Consider the following 19,772-nt stretch of genomic DNA (forward strand, 5'->3'; position numbering starts at 1 on the left):
GACATGGGGGCGGACAGGCCACTTGCTGCGGCAGGGTTCATCTTTGCTGCAATGTTCCTTCTGGGGTTTTTTGACAACCTTGTGCGTCAGATCGCACCCGAGCTGGGCCTTTGGCAATTCCACATGATGCGGTCGATCATGGCGTTTGGATTATTTGCCCTGATCGCGCTGTCTGGCCGCGCGCGTTTGCGTCCAATTCGTATGTGGGCTGTGATGGCGCGCGGTGGTTTGGCCGCGTTGGCGATGTTGCTTTACTTCGGCGGGCTGGGATTTCTGCCTGTGGGGCAGGTAGCCTCAGGATTGTTCACCGCACCGATCTGGGTGATGTTGTTGTCGGCCATGTTTTTTGGCAAGCCGATTGGCTTCATGCGCCTTGGGGCAGCCATCGTCGGGTTCATCGGCGTTTTGATCGTGCTTGACCCATTCACTGAGGGCATACGACCCGCTGTTGTCGTGCCGATGGCAGCCGGGTTCTTTTATGCCCTTGGGGCAATCGCCACCCGGCAGTGGTGTACCGGAGAAAGCGCCATGTCGATGCTACTGGCTTTCTTCTTTTGGTTGGGGGTTTTCGGAACGATCGGCACAGTCATCACGACCGTTTGGCCACATGAAGTGCCAAGCGGCGCAGATGGATTCATTTTGCGTGGTTTGGTCTGGCCCAGCCCTTGGGCATTGTTCATCACCTTCCTGCAGGCGATTGGATCGTTGATTGCTGTCGGGCTGGTCTTCCGAGGTTACCAATTGGGAGACGCGGCACAAGTTGCCATCTACGAATACTCGTTACTGGCTTTCGCGGCAATTTGGAGCTTTGTTCTTTACGGCGACCGTGTTGGGTCAAGTGCCGTGTTGGGCATGGTGCTGATCGTGGTGTCTGGCGTGGTGATCTCTTTACGCTCGCGCAGTGGCGCAACGGACGCTAATCATCCCACATAGTCCTTTCGTTTCGGTTGCGACCGAACGCGAATATCTCAGGATCAGAAAGCACTATGGCCCGAGCGGAGCTCAGGCCATAGGTGTTTTATCAAGCTGCGTCTTGCGCGCTGTCGAAGCGACCGTAGAACGTATCGCCTTTGCCAGCCAGATCACGCAACAGCGCCGGAGTGGTGAAGCGCGCGCCGTGAGCGTCGGTCAAACCATCGCAGATTTCCACCGCTTTACCTGCGCCGATCATGTCCAGCCAGCTGAACGGACCGCCAGACCAAGGCGCAAAGCCCCAAGCCAGGATCGCGCCCACGTCGCCTTCGCGGATGTCTTCCAACACGCCTTCTTCCAGAGCGCGGACAGCTTCCAGAACTTGGCTCATCATCAGGCGATGCTTCACTTCGGTCAGGTCAGGCTGATCGTCGGCCAGTTGGAACTTGTCGCCAAGACCTTCCCACAGACCAGCGCGTTTGCCTTTGGCGTCATAATCGTAGAAGCCAGCGTTGGATTTGCGGCCCAAACGGCCTTCGTCGGCCATCCAGAAGATGATATCGTCGACAGCCGCGTCAGGATAATCGTCGCCCATCGCTGCCTTCGTGGCTTTGGCGATCTTCACACCCAAATCGATCGAGGTCTCATCGACCAGCTGCAGCGGTCCAACCGGGAAACCCAGCAATTTCGCAGCGCCTTCAACCAGCGCGGGCGAAACACCTTCACCAACCATGCGCATGCCTTCGTTGATGTAAGGAATGATGCAGCGGTTGCAGTAGAAGAAGCGCGCGTCGTTCACAACAATCGGAGTCTTGCGGATCTGACGCACATAATCCAGCGCTTTGGCGACCGCACGTCCGCCGGTTTCTTTACCTTTGATGATTTCAACCAGCATCATGCGCTCAACGGGTGAGAAGAAGTGGATGCCGATGAACTGATCAGGCCGTGCGGACGCTTTCGCCAGCTCGGTGATCGGCAGGGTCGAGGTGTTGGTGGCATAGATGCAATCTTCGCCCACGACGGCCTCGACCTTTTTGGTCATCTCGGCCTTCACGCCCACATCTTCGAAGACCGCTTCGATGATCAGGTCGGCACCCTTGAGCGCCTCAAGATCGGTCGTTGCGGTGATGGCCAACAGTACAGCCTCTTTCTTCTCAGGTGTGGCTTTGCCGCGCTTGATGCCTTTGTCTAGATAACCCTCGGAATAGGCCTTGCCGCGATCTGCAGCTTCTTGGGTCTGGTCGATCAAGACCACTTCCATGCCTGCCATCGCGGATACCAGCGCGATGCCAGCCCCCATCATGCCTGCGCCCAGAACGCCAACTTTCTTAACCGACTGGTCATCCACGTCTTTCGGACGTACCGCGCCTTTTTCCAGCGCTTGCTTGTTGATGAACAGCGAGCGGATCATGGCGCTGGAGGACGGGTTCATCAGAACGTTCACAAACCAACGGCATTCCACGCGAAGCGCGTCATCGAAGGGCACCATCGCGCCTTCGTAAACAGCAGCCAGCAGAGCCTTGGCGGCAGGGTAGACGCCATTGGTCTTGCCGTGGATCATCGCAGCCGCACCGACGAAGGTCTGGAAACCTGCAGGGTGATAAGGCGCGCCGCCGGGCATTTTGTAGCCCTTTGCGTCCCATGGTTTCACGATGTCGGCGTCGGTAGCGTTCAGAACCCATTCTTTCGCGCGGGCTTGCAGCTCATCCGCCGGAACAACCTCGTCGATCAGGCCCGCAGATTTGGCTTTGTCGGGCGAAACGGTCTTGCCTTCCAAAAGGAACGGCGCCGCCACCATCGCGCCCATCTTGCGCACAAGGCGCGTTGTGCCGCCAGCGCCGGGGAAGATGCCGACCATAATCTCGGGCAGGCCGATCTTGGCCTTGGGATTGTCGGCGGCAATGATACGGTGGCAAGACAGCGGGATTTCCAGACCGATGCCAAGCGCGATGCCGGGCAGGGCGGCGACAATCGGTTTGCCGCCTTTGTTGGTCTTGGCGTCCATGCCTGCGCGCTCAATCTTGCGCAGCACGGCATGCATGCCCATCACACCGTCGAACAGCCCCTTGGCAGGGTTGTCACCCGCATCACTTTTCATCTGCGCGATCACGTTCAGGTCCATCCCGCCTGCAAAGTCTTTCTTTGCCGAGGTGATGATTGCGCCTTTGATCGCGTCATCTGATAACACGGTGTCGATATGGTCGTTCAGTTCTTCCAATGCTGTGTACGACAGCACGTTCATGGACTTCCCAGGCACGTCCCAGGTGATGGTTGCAACGCCATCTGCGTCTGTCTTCAATGTAAAGTCGGTCATTGGTCGTCTCCCTTTTGAGGGTATTTTGTTCCATCCAGATGGGTGTAGCCCGCTGGCGTCGCCAGCATGTCCAATCCGGGATAATGGCACGTGTTTTCAGGATCTCGCGTGCCTATGATCAGGTATGTCGCATCCGCATCACTGTCATTGCGCAATTGATGCGCAACCTTGGTGTTCGCTTTCCAAGCGCAGGCATCACCTTGAGTGATGATGGCCTCTTCGCCATCCTCGATCACAGTCAACTCGCCCGCCAGCATGTAAAGGAACTCGTCTTCACGATCCTCCCAATGCTGTTGTGAGCTGACCGCACCGGGATGCAGCGTTTCAAGCGAAACGCCATATTGCGTCAGACCGCCAGCATCCCCCAAGGCCTGCCACATCATGCGGCCAGCCGGAAGGGTATAAGGCGCCGGGTAGGTGTCCTTGGATACTGTCGGTTCAACACTGTCCTTGCGGATGATCATGTTTAGACCCGTTCGATGATGGTTGCAGCACCCATGCCAGAACCGATGCACAGCGTGGCCAGACCGGTTTCGAGGTCGGACCTCTCCATTTCATCGAGCAGAGCACTTAGGATCATCGCGCCCGTGCCACCCAGCGGGTGACCCATCGCAATGGCGCCGCCGTTCACGTTCACCTTGTTGGTGTCGGCATCAAACGCTTGGATGAAGCGTAGGACAACGGATGCGAAAGCTTCGTTGACTTCGAACAGATCGACATCGCCGAAATTCATGCCAGCGGCTTGCAACACACGCTCGGTCGCGGGGACCGGGCCGGTCAACATGATCGTCGGATCTGTGCCGACTTTCGATGTTGCTTTGACGCGCGCGCGCGGCTTCAAACCGTGACGCTCGCCAAATTCCTTGTTGCCGATCAGGATGGCTGCAGAGCCGTCCGCGATACCCGACGAGTTACCCGCGTGGTGCACGTGGTTGATCTTTTCCAAGTGCGGGTATTTCAGAAGTGCAACGGCATCAAAGCCCGGCATCTGTTCTCCCATCATTTGGAACGATGGGTTCAATCCACCCAGCGTTTGCATGGTGGTCTCGCGGATCATTTGATCTTCGGACATGATCTCAAGCCCGTTTTGATCCAGTACCGGAATGATCGACTTGAAGCGTCCGTCTGCACGTGCGGCGGCCGCGCGTTTTTGGCTTTCCACAGCATAGGCGTCACAGTCGTCGCGCGAGAACCCGTATTCGGTGGCGATGATGTTGGCCGAGATGCCCTGAGGGACGAAATAGGCTTTCATCGCCAGATGCGGATCAGCAGCAATTGCGCCGCCGTCCATGCCCATGGGCACGCGGCTCATGCTTTCCACGCCACCGGCGATATACGCGTCACCTGCGCCGCCTTTGACTTGGTTGGCGGCCATGTTCACAGCTTCCAAACCCGAGGCGCAGAAACGGTTGATCGACACGCCTGGAATACGCTCATCCAGATCGGAATAGAGCACCGAGGAACGCGCCAGACAGGCACCTTGTTCGCCCACTTGGGTTACGTTGCCCCAGATCACGTCCTCGACGGCGTGGCCCTCAAGGTTGTTACGCTCTTTCAAGGCATTCAGAGCCACGGAAGACAGGCGAACGGCAGTCACTTCGTGCAAAGTGCCGTCTTTTTTGCCTTTGCCACGCGGCGTGCGCACGGCGTCATAGATATAGGCGTCAGTCATCGTTGATCCTTTCGAAATCACGCGCGGTCCGCAGGGGAACCGGGCATCAGGTCATAGGGGTGTTTCCAGCCGGGCGTTTCCGAAATCCGGGTCAGCCAAGCGTCAATTGCGGGCCATTCGGTGCGGTCAAAGCCGAAGGGTTCAGGATAATACAGGTATCCGCAGCACGAGATGTCAGCGATGGTAAGCTGATCGCCCACCAGCCAATCGCGGCTGGAAAGCTCGGTTTCCAGTATCTTATATGCGGATTTGAGGCGTGCCTGATTAAAGGCGATCACTTCTTGGGGGCGTTTTTCTTCGGGCAGGAAGTTCATCAGGAACCGGGTCAGCCCAGCGGTCGAGGACATTTTGTGATTGTCCCAAAACTGCCAGCGCAGAATCTCGCGTCGCTCAGCTGCGCTGCGTCCGCCCAACTTGCCAGATTTCGAAGCGACATAATCCTGCATCACGCCGGATTGGGTCAGGGTGACATCACCGTCGATCAAAACGGGCACTTCCCCCATCGGGTTCAGCTCGCGGAACTCTGGGGTGCGCGTTTCGCCACCGAAGAAGTCTACGAAGACCGGCTCCCATTCAAGGCCGGACAGTTCAAGCGCAAGTGCTGCCTTATAGGCGTTTCCGCTTTCGCCGAAGCAGTGGAGTTTGATGGTCATGGCGTCCCCTCCCAGAGATGTTGTTTCAGCGTTTGCGTGCGACCAGCTCAGCTGTGAACAGGCGCAGCCGTTCGTTCAGGTTATCTTGCTTAGTCACACTGTCGAAATTCTCGAAGAGAAAGGACAGGGCTTCGTTTTCATCTAGCCCTGCCTCACGTGCGAAACGTTTCAGCCGACGGTGCCCTTCCTCTGTCATAGCGCAGGGGAAACGGCGGGTCAGTTTGAAACGTTTCGGCATGATCTCTCCTTACATGTTCGCCCGGATCAGAATGCGTCTGCGTCCAAGGCCATCACCGTGTCCGCACCGCTTTCGATCCGTGACAAATGCATGGACGTGGCGGGCAGGCGGCGTGCCATATAGTAGCGCGCTGTGGTCAGCTTGGTCTCGTAAAACGCTGCGTCGCCTTCACCGGTCGCCAAGGCATCCAGTGCGGCGCGGGCCTGACGCGCCCACATGAAGCCAAGGCAGACATGGCCAAACAGGTGCATGAAGTCATACGAACCAGCCAGTGCGTTGTTGGGGTTTTTCGCCGCCGATTGCATGAAATACATGGCCGAGGCTTGCAGATGTTTCGAAGCCGTTTTCAGCGGTTTGATGAAGTCCTTCATCTCGTCGCTATCCTGCTCTTTGCAATAGGATTTGATCATGTCGAAGAATGCCATGATCGGCTTGCCGCCATCAGCCGCCAACTTACGACCGACAAGATCCAGCGCCTGAACGCCGTTTGCGCCTTCGTAGATCTGAGCAATGCGGGCGTCACGGGTGAACTGGCTCATGCCATGTTCTTCGATGTAACCGTGGCCGCCATAGACCTGCTGTGCCAACACGGTCATGTCGTAACCCTGATCGGTCAGGAAACCCTTCAGAACCGGGGTCATCAGGCTGATCAGCCCATCGGCGTCTTTGTCTTCCGAACGATGCGCCTGATCAATCAGCTGCGCACCCCATAGAAGGAATGCACGTGCACCTTCGACAAAGCTTTTCTGATCCATCAGTGACCGGCGTATATCCGGGTGCACAATCAGTGGATCTGCCGGGCCATCGGGGTTTTTCACGCCGGTCACGTCGCGCCCTTGCAGGCGGTCCTTGGCATAGATCACTGCGTTCTGATAGGCGGCCTCTGCCTGTGCCAGACCCTGCATGGCCACGCCCAGACGTGCTTCGTTCATCATGGTGAACATGGCGCGCATGCCTTTGTGCATGTCGCCCAACAGGAACCCAGTTGCCTCGTCATAGTTCATGACGCAGGTCGAGTTGCCGTGGATGCCCATTTTCTTTTCGATATTTCCAACCGACACACCGTTGCTTGCACCAACCGATCCATCTGCGTTCACGTTGAACTTCGGCACGATAAACAGGGAAACGCCTTTGATGCCCTCGGGGCCACCCGGGATTTTCGCCAGCACAAGGTGGATGACGTTGTCTGACATGTCGTGGTCGCCAGCCGAGATGAAGATCTTCTGGCCCGAAACCTTGTAAGACCCGTCGTCCTGCGGTTCGGCCTTGGTGCGCATCAGACCCAGATCGGTACCGCAATGCGGTTCCGTCAGGTTCATGGTGCCGGTCCATTCACAGCTGACCATCTTGGGCAGATAGGTCGCTTTCTGGTCATCCGTACCGTGCGCCAGAATGGCCGAAGCCGCACCGTGGGTCAGGCCTTGGTACATGGTGAACGCTTGGTTGGCCGCCGAAAACATCTCGCCTACCGCGGTGCCCAGAAGGACGGGCATGTTCTGACCGCCAAATTCCTCGGGCATGTCCAGACCGGTCCAGCCGCCTTCTTTCATTTGCTCGAAAGCGTCTTTGAAGCCAGTTGGCGTGTAAACGACGCCGTTTTCCAGCCGACAGCCTTCCTGGTCACCAACAACATTCAGCGGGGTCAGAACCTCGCTGGCCACCTTGCCAGCTTCTTCCAGCACCGCACTGGTGAAGTCAGGTTCAAGATCGGCGTAACCGGGGATATCCGATTGATCGGCCTTCAGCACTTCGTGCAAGAGAAAAGCCATGTCTTTGGTGGGCGCAGTATAGCTGGGCATGGTTAAGCGTCCTTTCTGGAGATCACATTATTCATCGAACGAGGCGACTTTCTTGTCGGCCCATTCCAGTTGTTCTGTCAGATCGGCGATTGCGTCTGTCAGCTCTTCACGTTGGCGCTTCAGGCCTTCCAGATGCTCACGCGCAACTTCAACGGTGCGCACAAGCTGGGTCTGTTGTTGGTCCCCCATATCGTAGAGGTCCAAGAGTTGACGGATTTCTTCCAGTGCAAAGCCAAAGCGTTTGCCGCGCAGAATCAGCTTCAGGCGCGCGCGATCGCGTTTGGTGAACAGTCGCTTTTGGCCTTCCCGAACAGGGGAAAGCAGTTCTTTTGCTTCATAAAAGCGAAGCGTGCGCGCGGTCACATCGTACGCATCACACATTTGACGAATGGTCATAAGGTCGTCGGTCATTCGATACTCCATTCATTCCGACACTGGCCGAACATCTGACCAGTTGTGTGTACTATATAGGTTGACGTTTACGTAAATGTAACGTGACGTCGCGTTCTTTCCTGTCGTGGCGTAAAGCCTTTTTTAACTGGGGAATGACAACATTTTGATTTTCAAACGAAAAATCGCTGACCTAAGGGAAGCGGCAAATTGCCGGAGAAATCATGGATTTCACCGATAAGGACGCTTTAGACGCCGTTTTGCGACGAATCGACGTTGTTTATCTTGGTTCAGCTAAGGGCCGAAGCCACGTCATCACGCAGCTTCTGAAGATCGGTAATGCTCTCTATCAGCTCTTCTTGCTGTTCACGAAGCGCTTTAAGCTGACGGTCGGCCAGCTCGATCCATGCGCGGTTTTGGGCGTCGGTGCCCATTTCATCATAGATCAAAAGCCACTGACGCAGCTCTTCCAACGAGAAGCCGAAACGCCGCCCGCGCAGAATCAATGTCATACGGGCAACTTCGCGCGGGGTGTAGAACCGAGAGCGACCTTCCTTCTCGGGTGTCAGTAGCTCGATATACTCGTAATATCTAAGCGTACGCGGGGTTACGTCGAACTTTGCGCACATTTCCTTGAATGTCAGCCGATCCTCGGACATCGCGCCCCCCTTGGTTGGTCTTCACCCAACCGTAGAGGACCGCGCCCTTGGGTGCAATTCAGTAGAACCACTCAATTTGGGCGAATATCTAGTTCATGAAGCCCGGTGCGAGGAAATAGAACGCGTAGGCCAAGATCATCGCTGGAATGGTGGAATACAGCGTCGCATAGATCGCAGCTTTCGGGTTCAGCGCGATGGCCGGGAACAGCGCGTCCCCGTCATTAGACACCGCATTCCCCATAAGGGCCGCGAAGGGGATCACCCCATTCAGGTAAAGCGTGGCCACCAAGACCTGCGGACCACAGCCGGGAATAAGGCCAATCAAGACGCCCATCAAAGGCAAAAGCGGAGCGACAGATTGGAACATAAGTTCAAGATCAAGACCTGCGAATTCCGCCACATAGTCATAGGCCAGATAAGCACCTATCACCCAGACCGAAATAAAGCTGGTTTCTTCTGCCATTCGGGTGAGCGGGCTGTCTTTTGCGTTCGTCATGGCAGAAACCTTTGACGTCGCCCACATGGACAACCCAAGGAACGTGCCTACGAGTGCCAGATACTGGATAGGCAAGCCAAAGATGTGGCTGACATCGATCTGTCCAAGCTGCATGGCCCCGACATAGAAACCGGGGATCGCCAGCAACAGATATGCGATGTCTTGCGGGCGCGTTCTTCCGATAAGTGGCGCCAGATCGCAGCTTGCTAAGGTCGAGGCGCGGTATTCAACGGAATGGAAATAATCCACCAGCCAGCCCGACAAGATGCCGACAGCCAAAGACAGGGGAAGGACCACCATCGCTGCATCAGGACGCGTTGCGATAAGCAGGAATGCTGCATCCCCCATGGTCGCGGTCAGCGTTGCAACCACGGCTCCAAAGCCAACATGGCCGGAACTATAGGCTGCAACGACAACAACCGCTCCACCACACCCAGGCGTGGATCCAAGAAGCGCCGCCAGAGGTACCTGCGCGCGTTTTGATTTCGACAGAACCTCGCCGATGTCAAAGTTGAAAAGCCGCTCTGCCCCGTAGAACAAAAGCAGCGTTGCAGCGACAAACACAGACACCTGCACATAGGCATCGGTCATTAACTCGCGCGTCAACTCTCCCAAGTGACCAGGAGCCACAGCGAGAGCCGTCATAACCGCCAAAACTATCAGGCGTTTTGGGCGCATCATGCCCATTGGGGCAGTAAGGGTGGTTGCGTCGCTCATCTTGTCACTTTTAATTGAGAATAATTCTTAATTGCGAAAGTAGGGTCTGGACGTAGGGATTGCAAGCGCCAATAAATGGGCCACACAGCAAGCAAGAGGCGCATCCATGATCAAGGGACTAACCCCCGAGAAAAAAGCCGAGATTGCCCGGAAGTTTACCGAGGCGATCCCTCATTGCGGCGCGCTTGGTATGACGCTGGACGATTTGGGTGATGGCGAGGCTGTGATGTCCTTGCCGTATGACGAAAAGCTTGTTGGTGACCCACGTACAGGCGTGATTCATGGCGGCGCGGTGTCGGCTTTGCTGGATACCTGCTGTGGGTCGGCTGTAATGAGCCATCCAAATGCGCCTGCAATTACGGCCACAATTGATCTGCGCATTGATTATATGCGTCCTGCGACGCCCGGCCAAAAGATCACAGCAAAGGCGACCTGCTATCATGTCACGCGCTCGGTCGCGTTTGTGCGGGCTGTGGCGTTGGACGAAGACGAGGGTCGCCCCGTGGCAACTGCCACTGGCGCGTTTACAGCAGATGGTGACCCCAAACGCCGGTCAACGGAAATCTCAAGCGAGATCACAGGCGAGGCAGGCGCATGAGCAAATCACGCAAACGTCCCGAACCCGTCGAAGTGGTGAAGCAACGCCGCGACGTCGCCCTTGCAGGGCTGGTCGACGGCATTCCGTATGTGCAGTTCCTTGGTATCAAGATCGAACGACATGGCGACGAACTGACCGCTGTTTTGCCCTTTGACGAAAAGCTGATCGGCAATCCGCTTTTGCCCGCCATTCATGGCGGTGTTACGGCCGCGTTCCTGGAAACCGCTGCGGTTATCCAGCTTAGCTGGGCGACACTGTGGGAAGACATGGAAAGCGGTGCGCTGGACCCAACAACGCTTGGACCGGAGAACATGCCTTACCTGCCCAAGACAATTGACTTTTCCATCGATTACCTGCGCTCGGGCTTGCCACGTGATGCCTATGCGCGTGCGCGTGTGGTACGGCAGGGGCGGCGCTATGCGTCCGTTCTTGTAGAGGCCTGGCAGGACCAGCGTGGCAAGCTTTATGCACAGGCTACCGGGCATTTCCTAATGCCTAATTCGTGACCAATACACTTACCCATCGCCGCATTCTAGCAGTCGCAGGCCCTATTGTTCTGTCCAACGTGACCGTGCCCATTCTGGGGCTGGTCGACACGGGCGTGATCGGACAGATGGGGGCGGCGGCCCCGATTGGAGCAGTCGGCATTGGCGCGGTGATCCTGTCGAGCCTCTATTGGGTGTTCGGCTTTCTGCGCATGGGCACAACCGGATTGACCGCGCAGGCCCATGGGGCAGGGCGCACAGGCGAAGTTGCCGCCATGTTGACCCGCGCACTGATGATCGCCGCAGTTGGTGGTGTCGGCCTGATTGCACTACAACTTCCTTTGTTCTGGGCGGCGTTCCAATTGGCACCCGCCTCGGCCGAGGTCGAGGCGATGGCGCGCGACTACATGTCCATCCGCATCTGGGGCGCCCCCTTTGCGATCTCGGTCTATGCCTTCACTGGGTGGCTTATCGCGCTGGAACGCGCGCGCGCTGTTTTGGTGCTTCAGGTGGCGATGAATGGCGTGAACATCGCGCTGGATTTGTGGTTCGTGTTGGGGCTGGGCTGGGGCGTCGAAGGTGTGGCCATCGCCACTCTGATCGCCGAGTTCACCGGCGGCGCGCTGGGGCTTTGGCTCTGCCGGGACATGTTTGGGTCACCGGCTTGGCGCGACTGGGTGCGGGTGTTGGACGGTCCGACCCTGAAAAACATGGCTGTGGTGAACATAGATATCCTAATCCGTTCACTTCTGCTGATGGCGGTGTTCACCAGTTTCATGTTCTACGGGGCTGGTCTGTCAGATGCAGAACTGGCAGCCAATCAGGTATTAATGCAATTCCTTCATGTGACAGCCTACGCGATGGATGGGTTCGCCTTCGGGGCCGAGACCTTTGTGGGACAAGCGCTGGGTGCACGGAAGCGGGCAGCCCTTCGGCGCGCATCGGTCATGTCGAGCTTATGGGGGGCTGGGATTTCTTGCGCATTGGCGCTGGGCTTTGTGATACTAGGCCGCTGGGCCATCGACATCATGACAACTGCAGAAGACGTACGTCAGGTAGCCCGGACGTTTCTGCCTTACATGGTGTTGGCGCCGTTACTGGGTTGGCCGGCGTGGATGCTGGATGGCATTTTTATCGGGGCCACACGCACGGGCGACATGCGCAACATGATGGTGATTTCTGCGGTGATTTACTTTGCGGCGGTCTATGCATTGATGCCGAGCCTTGGAAATCACGGGCTGTGGGTGGCACTGCTGATCTCGTTCATCGCAAGGGGGGCAACGCTTGGTTGGCGATACCCAGCGTTGGAACGCGCGGCGTCCTAGACCCCTTACAGAATATCCAGCACGCTTTCAGGTGGTCGCCCCATGGCGGCTTTGCCATCTTTCAAAACAATGGGACGCTCGACAAGGATTGGGTGGGCGACCATCGCAGCGATCAGATCGTCATCGGGTGTGTCCGCCGACAGGCCCAGCTCTTTGAACAGCTTCTCGCCCTTGCGCGTGATGGCAATTGCGGCCACGCCAAGTGCAGCCAAAGCGGCGCGAATTTCGGCCTCGGTCGGGGCGTCGTCCAAGTAACGTCGCACAGTCAATGCTTCGCCGCGTTCTTCCAAAAGCGCCAGTGTCTGGCGTGATTTTGAACAGCGCGGGTTGTGCCAAATCTCGGTCATAGCCAGTCACCTCGTCCAGAGCCGACAGCATCCGCTACGCTGTCAAATCCATCACGTTCCAACAGCGCGTCTAAGCCAAGCGCGATATCCTCAACCAAGCTTAGCCCGTGATAAGCAAGCGAGGAATAGAGCTGCACAACCGAAGCACCTGCCCGGATTTTCTGGTATGCGTCTTCGGCTGATGCGATGCCGCCTACCCCCACCAAAGGCATTTGCCCGTCTGTCAGCTGGGATAGGCGCGCCAGCACGCGTGTGGACTTTTCGAACAAAGGTGGGCCAGATAATCCGCCAGCCTCGTCTTTATGCTCACTTTTCAAACCTTCGCGCGACAACGTGGTGTTGGTGGCGATCACTGCATCCACATTAACCTCTTGCGCAACACCGGCCACTTCCGCCAGTTCGTCATCGGTCAAATCGGGGGCGATTTTCAAAAAGATGGGCGTATATTTGTCATGCCCGCCGCGTGCATCCAGCACACCCTGAAGCAATCCGCGCAACGCATCCGCACCTTGCAGATCGCGCAGCTTTTCGGTGTTGGGGGACGAGACATTCACGGTTACGAAATCGACAAATGGACCGCAGCAGTTGAAGACCTTCACATAGTCCGCTGCGCGATCATCGCTGTCTTTGTTGGCCCCAAGGTTAAGTCCTACGGGAACGGGACGCTGGCGCGACCGGCGAGTCAGCCGGGCGGCGGCGGCCTCCATCCCTTCGTTGTTAAAGCCAAACCGGTTGATGACGGCCTGGTCTTCGGTCAGACGAAACAGGCGTGGTTTCGGGTTGCCGGGCTGCGGGCGTGGGGTGACGGCACCGACTTCAACAAAGCCAAAACCGGCCTGCGTCAGCGCGTCTACAACGGTGGCGTTCTTGTCATACCCAGCGGCAAGTCCCACTGGATTGGTCATCTCCATCCCGCAAAACGTGGTCTTCAGGCGATCCGAGGTCACAATACCGGGCATCGGCACCACACCCGCCTTCATCGCCATCAGCGCAAGGCTGTGCGAGCGTTCTGGATCCACCTGATGCAGGGCCTTAAGGGCAATTTTCTCAATCAGGTTCATGCCATATCCTCCGGGAACACATGGCCATCATCTTCGAAGGGCAGGGGGTGATCCCACAGCACCTCGGAAAACATCAATTCGCGGAAAAGATGGGGGAACAAAGCGCCACCGCGTGATGGCTCCCATTTCAGCGCTCCACCCATTGCGTCTGTTTCAAAGGCGACAAGGACCAGCCCGTCTTCCTCGGCGAAATGTTTTGCGGCGGTTTCACGCACCTGTTCGGCGGTCGAGAAATGAATGAACCCATCCTGAACATCGATAGGAGCGCCGGTGGTCTTCCCGGCCATCTTGAACGCTTGCCATTCGGCAGCCCGAAGGATCTTGTATATTTGCATGGTCCCCATGTGCCGCGTTGCTTTGCAGGCGTCAAGCAATGATGACGAATGTAGGCTTTTGCGCCAGCTTTCCGATCATCTTCGCGTTACGTTAATCCGCCACTTGATCACGAGAGTTTTGACAAGACAGGCCGACTCACGCCACGCTCGTCATCAAGTTGTATAAATGACAGGGGGATCCCATGATTAAACGTCTTTTGACTTCAGCCGCTGCGCTGGCTGTGACCACGGGGGCTGCGACGGCGGATTACACGCTGACAGTTCTGCACACCAATGATTTCCACGCCCGCTTCGAACCGATTAGCAAATACGACAGTGGTTGCTCGGCCGAGGACAACACAGAAGGCAAGTGCTTTGGTGGTTCGGCCCGTCTGCAAACAGCGGTCGACGAAGCCCGTACGCGCACCAATAACTACATTCTTGTTGATGGCGGCGACCAATTCCAAGGCACGCTTTTCTACACCTACTACAAGGGTAAACTTGCCGCAGAGATGATGAACCAAATGGGTTACGACGCGATGACCGTCGGCAACCACGAATTTGACGATGGCCCAGAAGTGCTGCGTGGCTTCATGGATGCGGTGAACTTCCCCGTGTTGATGTCCAATGCGGATGTCTCGGGCGAGCCTTTGCTGCATGAAAAACTGGCGAAATCCACCGTGATCGAACGTGGAGGCGAGAAGCTTGGCCTGATCGGCCTGACCCCGCAAGACACGGACGAGCTCGCGTCGCCGGGGCCGAATGTTATCTTCACTGATCCGGTTGAGGCCGTGCAAGGTGAAGTCGACAAACTGACCGAGATGGGCGTGAACAAGATCATCGTTCTCAGCCACTCTGGTTATGGTGTGGACCAGAAGGTTGCCGCTGGAACCACCGGCGTTGACGTGATCGTGGGCGGTCACACCAACACGCTTCTGTCCAACACCAACGAACGCGCGGAAGGTCCTTACCCGACCATGGTCGGCTCAACCGCGATCGTTTCGGCCTATGCCTACGGCAAATTTCTGGGCGAGCTGAACGTGACGTTTGACGATGATGGCAACATCACCGAAGCCAAGGGCGAGCCGCTGATCATGGATGGCGGTGTGCATGAGCACGAAGCCACCAAGGCGCGTATTGCCGAAGCCGCAGCGCCGCTGGAAGAAATTCGTCAGCGTGTGGTTGCTGAGACTGCCGAGGCGATTGATGGCGAACGCGGGTCGTGCCGGGCGATGGAATGCGCCATGGGCAACATCATTGCTGACGCGATGCTGGAACGCGTGAAAGATCAGGGCGTCGAAATTGCCATTCAAAACGGTGGCGGTATCCGTGCTTCGATTGACGCCGGAGAGGTGACCATGGGCGAAGTGCTGACGGTGCTTCCGTTCCAGAACACGCTGTCGACTTTCGAAGTGACCGGCGAAACCATCATTGCGGCGCTTGAAAACGGTGTCAGCCAACATGAAGAAGGCGCAGGCCGTTTCCCACAGGTCGCGGGCATGACTTATGCCTTTGATGTCTCGAAAGAACCGGGAAGCCGTGTTTCCGACGTGATGGTGGGCGGTGCGCCGATTGACCCCGCAAAGGTCTATGGCGTTGTGTCCAACAACTATGTGCGCAATGGCGGAGACGGTTACAAAATGTTCCGCGACGCACAGAATGCATATGACTTTGGTCCAGATCTGGCTGATGTAACTGCGGAGTACATGGCTAAGATGGGTCCGGTGAAGCCGATGCTGGACGGCCGTATCTCTAAGAAATAAGCAAGTTAGACTTGCCCTAAGCCTCCGGCGTTTACGCGTCGGGGGCTTTTTCGTGTCCAAAGCTTGGGTTAGGATAAGGGTATGGACCATCCCCTAAGCACCCTTATCGAACAGAAGATTCTTGAAGCGGAACAGGCCGGCGATTTCGATAACCTTGAAGGCGCGGGTAAGCCATTGCCCAAGGTCGACGACCCAGAAAACGCCGTGTTTACTCGGTTGGTTCAAGAAAGCGGCGCAGTACCCGAATTCGTTAGGCTCTCACGCGAACTTAAGCGCCTACGACAGGAACTGGCTGAAACAGGGGACCGCACGCGGCGCACGGACCTCATGAAGGAGATGTCGATGATGGACGCGCAGATCGAGCTGGCGCGCAAAGGCCGCTACTGACCGTTCCAGCGTTGTGTGGTCGCCAGAATACGGGCCGCGAAACGTCGTGCGGTGTTCAGGTCCTCGGGCAAAAGATCATCTTTGGCCCCAAGTTGTTCTGTCACCATCAAGCCCAACCAACTTCCGTCGCGGTTTAGGCCAGCCTTCTCGGGCTTCACGGGCGCGCCAATGTCGCTTGGCCCGACCCAGATCATGCCCATCTGGGCCGCAAAGGTAGACAGGCGTTGAAGCGTGGCCAGCTTGTCCCCGGACGGATGAATGGCTGAGGTGAACCCCGCTGCGATCTTGTTGTGCCACACCCCGTGTTCCCAACGCGTATCGACCTCTTCCAGAAACTGACTGAAGCGCGCGGCGGCTGACCCCATATAGGTGGGCGCGCCAAACACGATGGCGTGCGCTGCGTCTAGTGCTTGCCAATCCGCATCCGTAATAGCTTCCACATCAATCAGATGTGCGGGCGCACCAATTTCATCAGCCATAGCCGCCGCGATGCGGTGGGTATGGCCGAAGCCAGAGAAGTAGGGGATACAGATCGAGATTTTGGTCATGCTGCGACCATGAAAGAGATTTGCAAAAACGCCAAGGCCTCGTGTGGTTTTTCTTTCCCCACGACGTGCTCTGTGATCATCTGTCGGTGAACGGGAGAGACAAGATGACATTCACCGGACCCGAAATATGTGCCCGTGAGGCGCATGAAGTTGTAGCGCTTCTAAAACGAAAAGAGGTGTCGCCCGATGAGTTGATCGAGGCAGCAAAGACACGCATGGCGCAGGTGGAACCGCAAGTAAACGCGGTGCCGGTGCAGTGTGCTGATCGCGCACGGGCGGCGGCGCCAGCTTTGACGGGTGACACGGATCATCCTGGCTGGCTGGCAGGATTGCCTATTGGAATCAAGGATTTGACGGCTGTCGAAGGGGTGCCATCCACCAACGGAACAAAGTCTCTGGCAGAGTTTGTCCCAAAGGTAAGTGATCCGATCGTGACCCGGCTGGAATCACGCGGCGGTCTTGTCATGGGCAAAACAAACACACCTGAATACGGCGCTGGTGGGAACACATATAACGATGTGCACGGTGCCACGTTGAACCCTTGGGACACGCGGTTGAATGCGGGCGGGTCGTCCGGTGGGGCAGCTGTATCCTTGGCAACCTGGATCTCTCTGGCTCAGTCATGGGTCGGACCACGGCGGCAGCCTGCGCACGCCTGCTGCCTATTGTGGGATTGTCGGGCTTCGTCCCAGCCCGGGGCGATGCGCATCTGGTTCGGTCGCAGGGTTCATCGGCGAGGGCGTGCAAGGGCCAATGGCACGCTCGGTCATGGATTGCGCTTTGTTTTTGGACGCTATGTCGGGGTTTGAACCGCGTGCACCACTGTCGTTCCCAGAACCTGACGCACCCTTTCAAGACGCTGTGCACCGTGCTGATCCCAATTTACGCATTGCATTTGCCCCCGATCTGGGTGGTTTTGCGCCGGTGGACGCTGACATGTCGCGCTATCTTGCGCGGGCGATGGCCTCGATCGAGGGTGCAGGTGCGACGGTCGAAGAAACCTGCCCCGATCTGCCTGACTTAGAACGCACCTATCACGTGATCCGCGGTGGTATGTGGGCAGCGAATTTCGTCAAAGCACCGAAAAGCCTGACAAAGCATTTCAAACCTACGCTGGCCGAAAACCTTACCTTCGGTCTGTCCTTGACCGCCGAAGATATTGCCAAAGCACAGTTTTCCCGTTCGCAGATTTACGACAACATGCGCGCTTTTCTTGAGCGTTTCGACGTTCTGGCCTGCCCTGTGGTTGGCAATATGCCCCACCCGCAAGCCGAGGAATGGGTGCGCGAAGTGGGCGGTGAGACACTGACCGGGTACATGGATTGGTTGCGCTTTGCGTTCCTTGCGACGGTCGCCGGATTGCCCGCAATCTCAGTGCCTGTGGGTCTTTCGGACGAAGGCTTGCCGGTCGGACTGCAACTGATCGGGCCACCTCGGGGTGAGGCGAAACTTCTGGCGGCTGCTCGTGCAGTCGAAATTTTGATGGGTGGGCCGTTTGGTCCGATTGACGCTGTGGTTGGCAAAAGTTAAGCCAAACCCGAATTCAGGAGAGCCGACATGTATGAGCAAAATCATCTCGCCTACGCCATCTCGCGTGCCTCGGATGGACGGCACGATGCAACGTTTCTGACGGACGGACGCACGGGCAAGGTGACCACTTATGGCGATTTTTGGTCCAGTGCCGAACGCATGGCAGCCGCGCTGGTGGCGCTGGGCGTCGCCCCCGGAGATCGGGTTGCGGTACAGGCCCCCAAAGAACCCGCGATGTTGGAGCTTTACGTGGGAACGGTACTGGCTGGCGGCGTTTTCCTGCCGCTTAACACAGCCTATACGCCGGACGAAGTCGCCTATTTCCTTGGCGATGCAGCCCCGCGCATATTTGTTTGTGAGCCAAGCAAGCTGGACGCACTGACATCGGTGGCAGAGAATGCCGGTGTCGCACATATTTTGACCTTGGGGGCTGGTGAAGACGGGACGTTGGTACCCGCCCGTGATGCCCAAGACCCCGGATTTCAGGCCGTGCCGCGAGAGGCCTTAGACCTCGCAGCGATCCTTTACACCTCGGGCACCACTGGGCGATCCAAGGGCGCGATGTTGACCCATCGTGCGCTGGCCTCGAACAGCGAGACTTTGCGCGACTATTGGCGCTTTACGGACAAAGACGTGCTGATCCACGCGCTGCCGATCTTTCACACACATGGGCTGTTCGTCGCAACCAATGTGACCTTGATGGCAGGCGGGGCCGCCGTCTTTCTGCCGGGGTTCGACGCGGATGCGATCATTGCAGCCATGCCGGGGGCCACGGCGTTGATGGGCGTGCCAACTTTCTACACGCGGCTCTTAAAAGAAAATCGCCTTGCAGAGGCGTCAAAGGGGATGCGGCTGTTCGTGTCTGGGTCTGCGCCGCTTCTGGCCGAGACTCATGACCGCTGGCGTGACCTCACCAGCCACGCGATCCTAGAGCGCTATGGCATGACCGAAACCAACATGAACACTTCGAACCCCTATGAGGGCGAACGCCGCGCAGGCACTGTGGGTTTCCCACTGCCAGGTGTCGAAGTGAAGGTCTGCGATCCGGTATCGGGGCAGTCACTGCCAGACGGCGAAATTGGCGTGCTTGAAGTGCGCGGCGACAACGTGTTCGCGGGCTACTGGCAGATGCCCGAGAAAACCGCAGAAGAGCTGCGCGAGGATGGTTGGTTCATCACCGGTGACCTCGCCCTGATTGACCCAGATGGCTATGTAAGCATCGTCGGGCGCGGTAAAGACCTGATCATCACCGGCGGGTTCAACGTCTACCCGAAAGAGGTCGAAGGCGTGATCGACGAACTGCCCGGCGTGTTGGAAAGCGCTGTTATCGGCGTGCCGCATGAAGACTTCGGAGAAGCAGTCGTTGCGGTGGCTGTCGCCCAAGACGGGGCTGCGGTGGACGAAGCGTCGATCAAGGCGGGCGTGGCTGACAGTCTTGCCAAATTTAAGCAGCCCAAGCGCGTGATTGTGGTGGACGAGCTGCCACGCAACACGATGGGTAAAGTGCAGAAAAACGTGATGCGCGATATCTATGCGAAGGTTCTGGCGGGCTAGTTCTTACGAC

General features: G+C 57.3%; 21 protein-coding genes and 1 pseudogene. 9 read left to right on the top strand and 13 right to left on the bottom strand.

Annotated elements, in window-relative coordinates; genetic code table 11:
- The first annotated feature begins 3 nt into the window (after positions 1-3).
- Positions 4-933 (top strand): DMT family transporter, encoded by a 930-nt coding sequence (locus tag AC0L6A_RS05420; protein ID WP_473292699.1) that lies wholly within the window; start codon positions 4-6, stop codon positions 931-933.
- A gap of 88 nt (positions 934-1,021) precedes the next feature.
- Here the strand turns inward: AC0L6A_RS05420 and AC0L6A_RS05425 are convergent, their stop codons facing one another.
- The 9 genes from AC0L6A_RS05425 to AC0L6A_RS05465 all read right to left on the bottom strand — a co-directional run bounded on the left by AC0L6A_RS05425 (position 1,022) and on the right by AC0L6A_RS05465 (position 9,850).
- Positions 1,022-3,226: a 3-hydroxyacyl-CoA dehydrogenase NAD-binding domain-containing protein gene (locus AC0L6A_RS05425; protein WP_473292701.1), complete on the bottom strand. Its 2,205-nt coding sequence runs from the start codon at positions 3,224-3,226 to the stop codon at positions 1,022-1,024.
- Positions 3,223-3,690, bottom strand: coding sequence for a cupin domain-containing protein (locus tag AC0L6A_RS05430; RefSeq protein WP_473292702.1), 468 nt, complete (start codon positions 3,688-3,690; stop codon positions 3,223-3,225). Before AC0L6A_RS05430 ends, AC0L6A_RS05425 begins: the two co-directional genes overlap by 4 nt.
- A 2-nt stretch (positions 3,691-3,692) precedes the next feature.
- Complete coding sequence (locus tag AC0L6A_RS05435; RefSeq protein WP_473292703.1) at positions 3,693-4,898, bottom strand: acetyl-CoA C-acetyltransferase; 1,206 nt, start codon at positions 4,896-4,898, stop codon at positions 3,693-3,695.
- A 17-nt stretch (positions 4,899-4,915) separates the two neighbouring features.
- Positions 4,916-5,551 (bottom strand): glutathione S-transferase family protein, encoded by a 636-nt coding sequence (locus AC0L6A_RS05440; RefSeq protein WP_473292705.1) that lies wholly within the window; start codon positions 5,549-5,551, stop codon positions 4,916-4,918.
- Between the two features lie 25 nt (positions 5,552-5,576).
- The gene (locus tag AC0L6A_RS05445) at positions 5,577-5,789 is read right to left on the bottom strand and encodes a hypothetical protein (RefSeq protein WP_473292706.1); all 213 of its coding nucleotides are present in this window, start codon (positions 5,787-5,789) and stop codon (positions 5,577-5,579) included.
- Between the two features lie 26 nt (positions 5,790-5,815).
- The gene (locus AC0L6A_RS05450; protein ID WP_473292707.1) at positions 5,816-7,588 is read right to left on the bottom strand and encodes an acyl-CoA dehydrogenase C-terminal domain-containing protein; all 1,773 of its coding nucleotides are present in this window, start codon (positions 7,586-7,588) and stop codon (positions 5,816-5,818) included.
- Positions 7,589-7,615: 27 nt separating this feature from the next.
- Entirely contained in the window at positions 7,616-7,999 is a 384-nt protein-coding gene (locus AC0L6A_RS05455; RefSeq protein ID WP_473292709.1) for a MerR family transcriptional regulator, read from the bottom strand.
- Positions 8,000-8,268: 269 nt separating this feature from the next.
- Positions 8,269-8,637 carry a MerR family transcriptional regulator gene (locus AC0L6A_RS05460; RefSeq protein WP_473292710.1) on the bottom strand — a complete coding sequence of 123 codons (369 nt, stop codon included), beginning with the start codon at positions 8,635-8,637 and terminating at the stop codon, positions 8,269-8,271.
- Between the two features lie 88 nt (positions 8,638-8,725).
- On the bottom strand, positions 8,726-9,850 hold the full coding sequence (locus tag AC0L6A_RS05465; protein WP_473292712.1) for a putative manganese transporter: 1,125 nt from the start codon (positions 9,848-9,850) through the stop codon (positions 8,726-8,728).
- A 106-nt stretch (positions 9,851-9,956) separates the two neighbouring features.
- Between AC0L6A_RS05465 and AC0L6A_RS05470 the strand changes: the two genes are divergently transcribed.
- From AC0L6A_RS05470 to AC0L6A_RS05480, 3 genes are read left to right on the top strand one after another with little or no spacing between them, the layout of a single operon-like run.
- Entirely contained in the window at positions 9,957-10,448 is a 492-nt protein-coding gene (locus AC0L6A_RS05470; protein WP_473292714.1) for a PaaI family thioesterase, read from the top strand.
- The gene (locus tag AC0L6A_RS05475; protein WP_473292715.1) at positions 10,445-10,954 is read left to right on the top strand and encodes a PaaI family thioesterase; all 510 of its coding nucleotides are present in this window, start codon (positions 10,445-10,447) and stop codon (positions 10,952-10,954) included. The genes AC0L6A_RS05470 and AC0L6A_RS05475 overlap by 4 nt, the downstream gene beginning before the upstream one ends.
- The gene (locus AC0L6A_RS05480) at positions 10,951-12,258 is read left to right on the top strand and encodes an MATE family efflux transporter (RefSeq protein WP_473292717.1); all 1,308 of its coding nucleotides are present in this window, start codon (positions 10,951-10,953) and stop codon (positions 12,256-12,258) included. The genes AC0L6A_RS05475 and AC0L6A_RS05480 overlap by 4 nt, the downstream gene beginning before the upstream one ends.
- A 5-nt stretch (positions 12,259-12,263) precedes the next feature.
- Here AC0L6A_RS05480 and arsC read toward each other — a convergent pair whose 3' ends face one another.
- Genes arsC through AC0L6A_RS05495 form a run of 3 tightly spaced genes read right to left on the bottom strand, consistent with a single transcriptional unit; the run spans position 12,264 to position 14,001 of the window.
- On the bottom strand, positions 12,264-12,605 hold the full coding sequence (arsC, locus tag AC0L6A_RS05485; RefSeq protein ID WP_473292719.1) for an arsenate reductase (glutaredoxin): 342 nt from the start codon (positions 12,603-12,605) through the stop codon (positions 12,264-12,266).
- Entirely contained in the window at positions 12,602-13,666 is a 1,065-nt protein-coding gene (locus AC0L6A_RS05490) for a quinone-dependent dihydroorotate dehydrogenase (RefSeq protein WP_473292721.1), read from the bottom strand. Before AC0L6A_RS05490 ends, arsC begins: the two co-directional genes overlap by 4 nt.
- Positions 13,663-14,001 carry a DUF952 domain-containing protein gene (locus AC0L6A_RS05495; RefSeq protein ID WP_473292722.1) on the bottom strand — a complete coding sequence of 113 codons (339 nt, stop codon included), beginning with the start codon at positions 13,999-14,001 and terminating at the stop codon, positions 13,663-13,665. Before AC0L6A_RS05495 ends, AC0L6A_RS05490 begins: the two co-directional genes overlap by 4 nt.
- A 182-nt stretch (positions 14,002-14,183) precedes the next feature.
- Between AC0L6A_RS05495 and AC0L6A_RS05500 the strand changes: the two genes are divergently transcribed.
- Both AC0L6A_RS05500 and AC0L6A_RS05505 read left to right on the top strand, forming a co-directional pair.
- Positions 14,184-15,743, top strand: a complete 1,560-nt coding sequence (locus AC0L6A_RS05500; RefSeq protein ID WP_473292724.1) for a bifunctional metallophosphatase/5'-nucleotidase — start codon at positions 14,184-14,186, stop codon at positions 15,741-15,743.
- Positions 15,744-15,824: 81 nt separating this feature from the next.
- On the top strand, positions 15,825-16,130 hold the full coding sequence (locus tag AC0L6A_RS05505) for a DnaJ family domain-containing protein (protein ID WP_473292726.1): 306 nt from the start codon (positions 15,825-15,827) through the stop codon (positions 16,128-16,130).
- On the opposite strand, the gene AC0L6A_RS05510 is transcribed toward AC0L6A_RS05505, so the two are convergent.
- Complete coding sequence (locus AC0L6A_RS05510) at positions 16,124-16,678, bottom strand: flavodoxin family protein (protein ID WP_473292727.1); 555 nt, start codon at positions 16,676-16,678, stop codon at positions 16,124-16,126. The two genes, AC0L6A_RS05505 and AC0L6A_RS05510, sit on opposite strands and share 7 nt — an antisense overlap.
- 215 nt (positions 16,679-16,893) lie before the next feature.
- Here AC0L6A_RS05510 and AC0L6A_RS05515 point away from each other — a divergent pair.
- The 3 genes and pseudogenes from AC0L6A_RS05515 to AC0L6A_RS05525 all read left to right on the top strand — a co-directional run.
- A pseudogene (locus AC0L6A_RS05515) lies at positions 16,894-17,229 on the top strand (amidase family protein); the annotation flags it as partial.
- Positions 17,230-17,236: 7 nt separating this feature from the next.
- Positions 17,237-18,208, top strand: coding sequence for an amidase (locus AC0L6A_RS05520; protein ID WP_473292728.1), 972 nt, complete (start codon positions 17,237-17,239; stop codon positions 18,206-18,208).
- Positions 18,209-18,235: 27 nt separating this feature from the next.
- Entirely contained in the window at positions 18,236-19,762 is a 1,527-nt protein-coding gene (locus AC0L6A_RS05525) for a malonate--CoA ligase (RefSeq protein WP_473292730.1), read from the top strand.
- Positions 19,763-19,772: the final 10 nt, after the last annotated feature.

This window comes from Aliiroseovarius sp. D2-2, assembly GCF_055809455.1.

Bases quoted from the DNA above. Each gene is read 5' to 3' on its own strand.
- AC0L6A_RS05440 (WP_473292705.1), bottom strand. From the start codon at position 5,551: ATGACCATCAAACTCCACTGCTTCGGCGAAAGCGGAAACGCCTATAAG.
- AC0L6A_RS05490 (WP_473292721.1), bottom strand. From the start codon at position 13,666: ATGAACCTGATTGAGAAAATTGCCCTTAAGGCCCTGCATCAGGTGGAT.
- AC0L6A_RS05500 (WP_473292724.1), top strand. From the start codon at position 14,184: ATGATTAAACGTCTTTTGACTTCAGCCGCTGCGCTGGCTGTGACCACG.
- AC0L6A_RS05435 (WP_473292703.1), bottom strand. From the start codon at position 4,898: ATGACTGACGCCTATATCTATGACGCCGTGCGCACGCCGCGTGGCAAA.
- AC0L6A_RS05470 (WP_473292714.1), top strand. From the start codon at position 9,957: ATGATCAAGGGACTAACCCCCGAGAAAAAAGCCGAGATTGCCCGGAAG.
- AC0L6A_RS05465 (WP_473292712.1), bottom strand. From the start codon at position 9,850: ATGAGCGACGCAACCACCCTTACTGCCCCAATGGGCATGATGCGCCCA.
- AC0L6A_RS05475 (WP_473292715.1), top strand. From the start codon at position 10,445: ATGAGCAAATCACGCAAACGTCCCGAACCCGTCGAAGTGGTGAAGCAA.
- AC0L6A_RS05460 (WP_473292710.1), bottom strand. From the start codon at position 8,637: ATGTCCGAGGATCGGCTGACATTCAAGGAAATGTGCGCAAAGTTCGAC.
- AC0L6A_RS05450 (WP_473292707.1), bottom strand. From the start codon at position 7,588: ATGCCCAGCTATACTGCGCCCACCAAAGACATGGCTTTTCTCTTGCAC.
- AC0L6A_RS05445 (WP_473292706.1), bottom strand. From the start codon at position 5,789: ATGCCGAAACGTTTCAAACTGACCCGCCGTTTCCCCTGCGCTATGACA.
- AC0L6A_RS05520 (WP_473292728.1), top strand. From the start codon at position 17,237: ATGCGGGCGGGTCGTCCGGTGGGGCAGCTGTATCCTTGGCAACCTGGA.
- AC0L6A_RS05430 (WP_473292702.1), bottom strand. From the start codon at position 3,690: ATGATCATCCGCAAGGACAGTGTTGAACCGACAGTATCCAAGGACACC.
- AC0L6A_RS05425 (WP_473292701.1), bottom strand. From the start codon at position 3,226: ATGACCGACTTTACATTGAAGACAGACGCAGATGGCGTTGCAACCATC.
- AC0L6A_RS05505 (WP_473292726.1), top strand. From the start codon at position 15,825: ATGGACCATCCCCTAAGCACCCTTATCGAACAGAAGATTCTTGAAGCG.
- AC0L6A_RS05510 (WP_473292727.1), bottom strand. From the start codon at position 16,678: ATGACCAAAATCTCGATCTGTATCCCCTACTTCTCTGGCTTCGGCCAT.
- AC0L6A_RS05525 (WP_473292730.1), top strand. From the start codon at position 18,236: ATGTATGAGCAAAATCATCTCGCCTACGCCATCTCGCGTGCCTCGGAT.
- AC0L6A_RS05495 (WP_473292722.1), bottom strand. From the start codon at position 14,001: ATGCAAATATACAAGATCCTTCGGGCTGCCGAATGGCAAGCGTTCAAG.
- arsC (WP_473292719.1), bottom strand. From the start codon at position 12,605: ATGACCGAGATTTGGCACAACCCGCGCTGTTCAAAATCACGCCAGACA.
- AC0L6A_RS05455 (WP_473292709.1), bottom strand. From the start codon at position 7,999: ATGACCGACGACCTTATGACCATTCGTCAAATGTGTGATGCGTACGAT.
- AC0L6A_RS05420 (WP_473292699.1), top strand. From the start codon at position 4: ATGGGGGCGGACAGGCCACTTGCTGCGGCAGGGTTCATCTTTGCTGCA.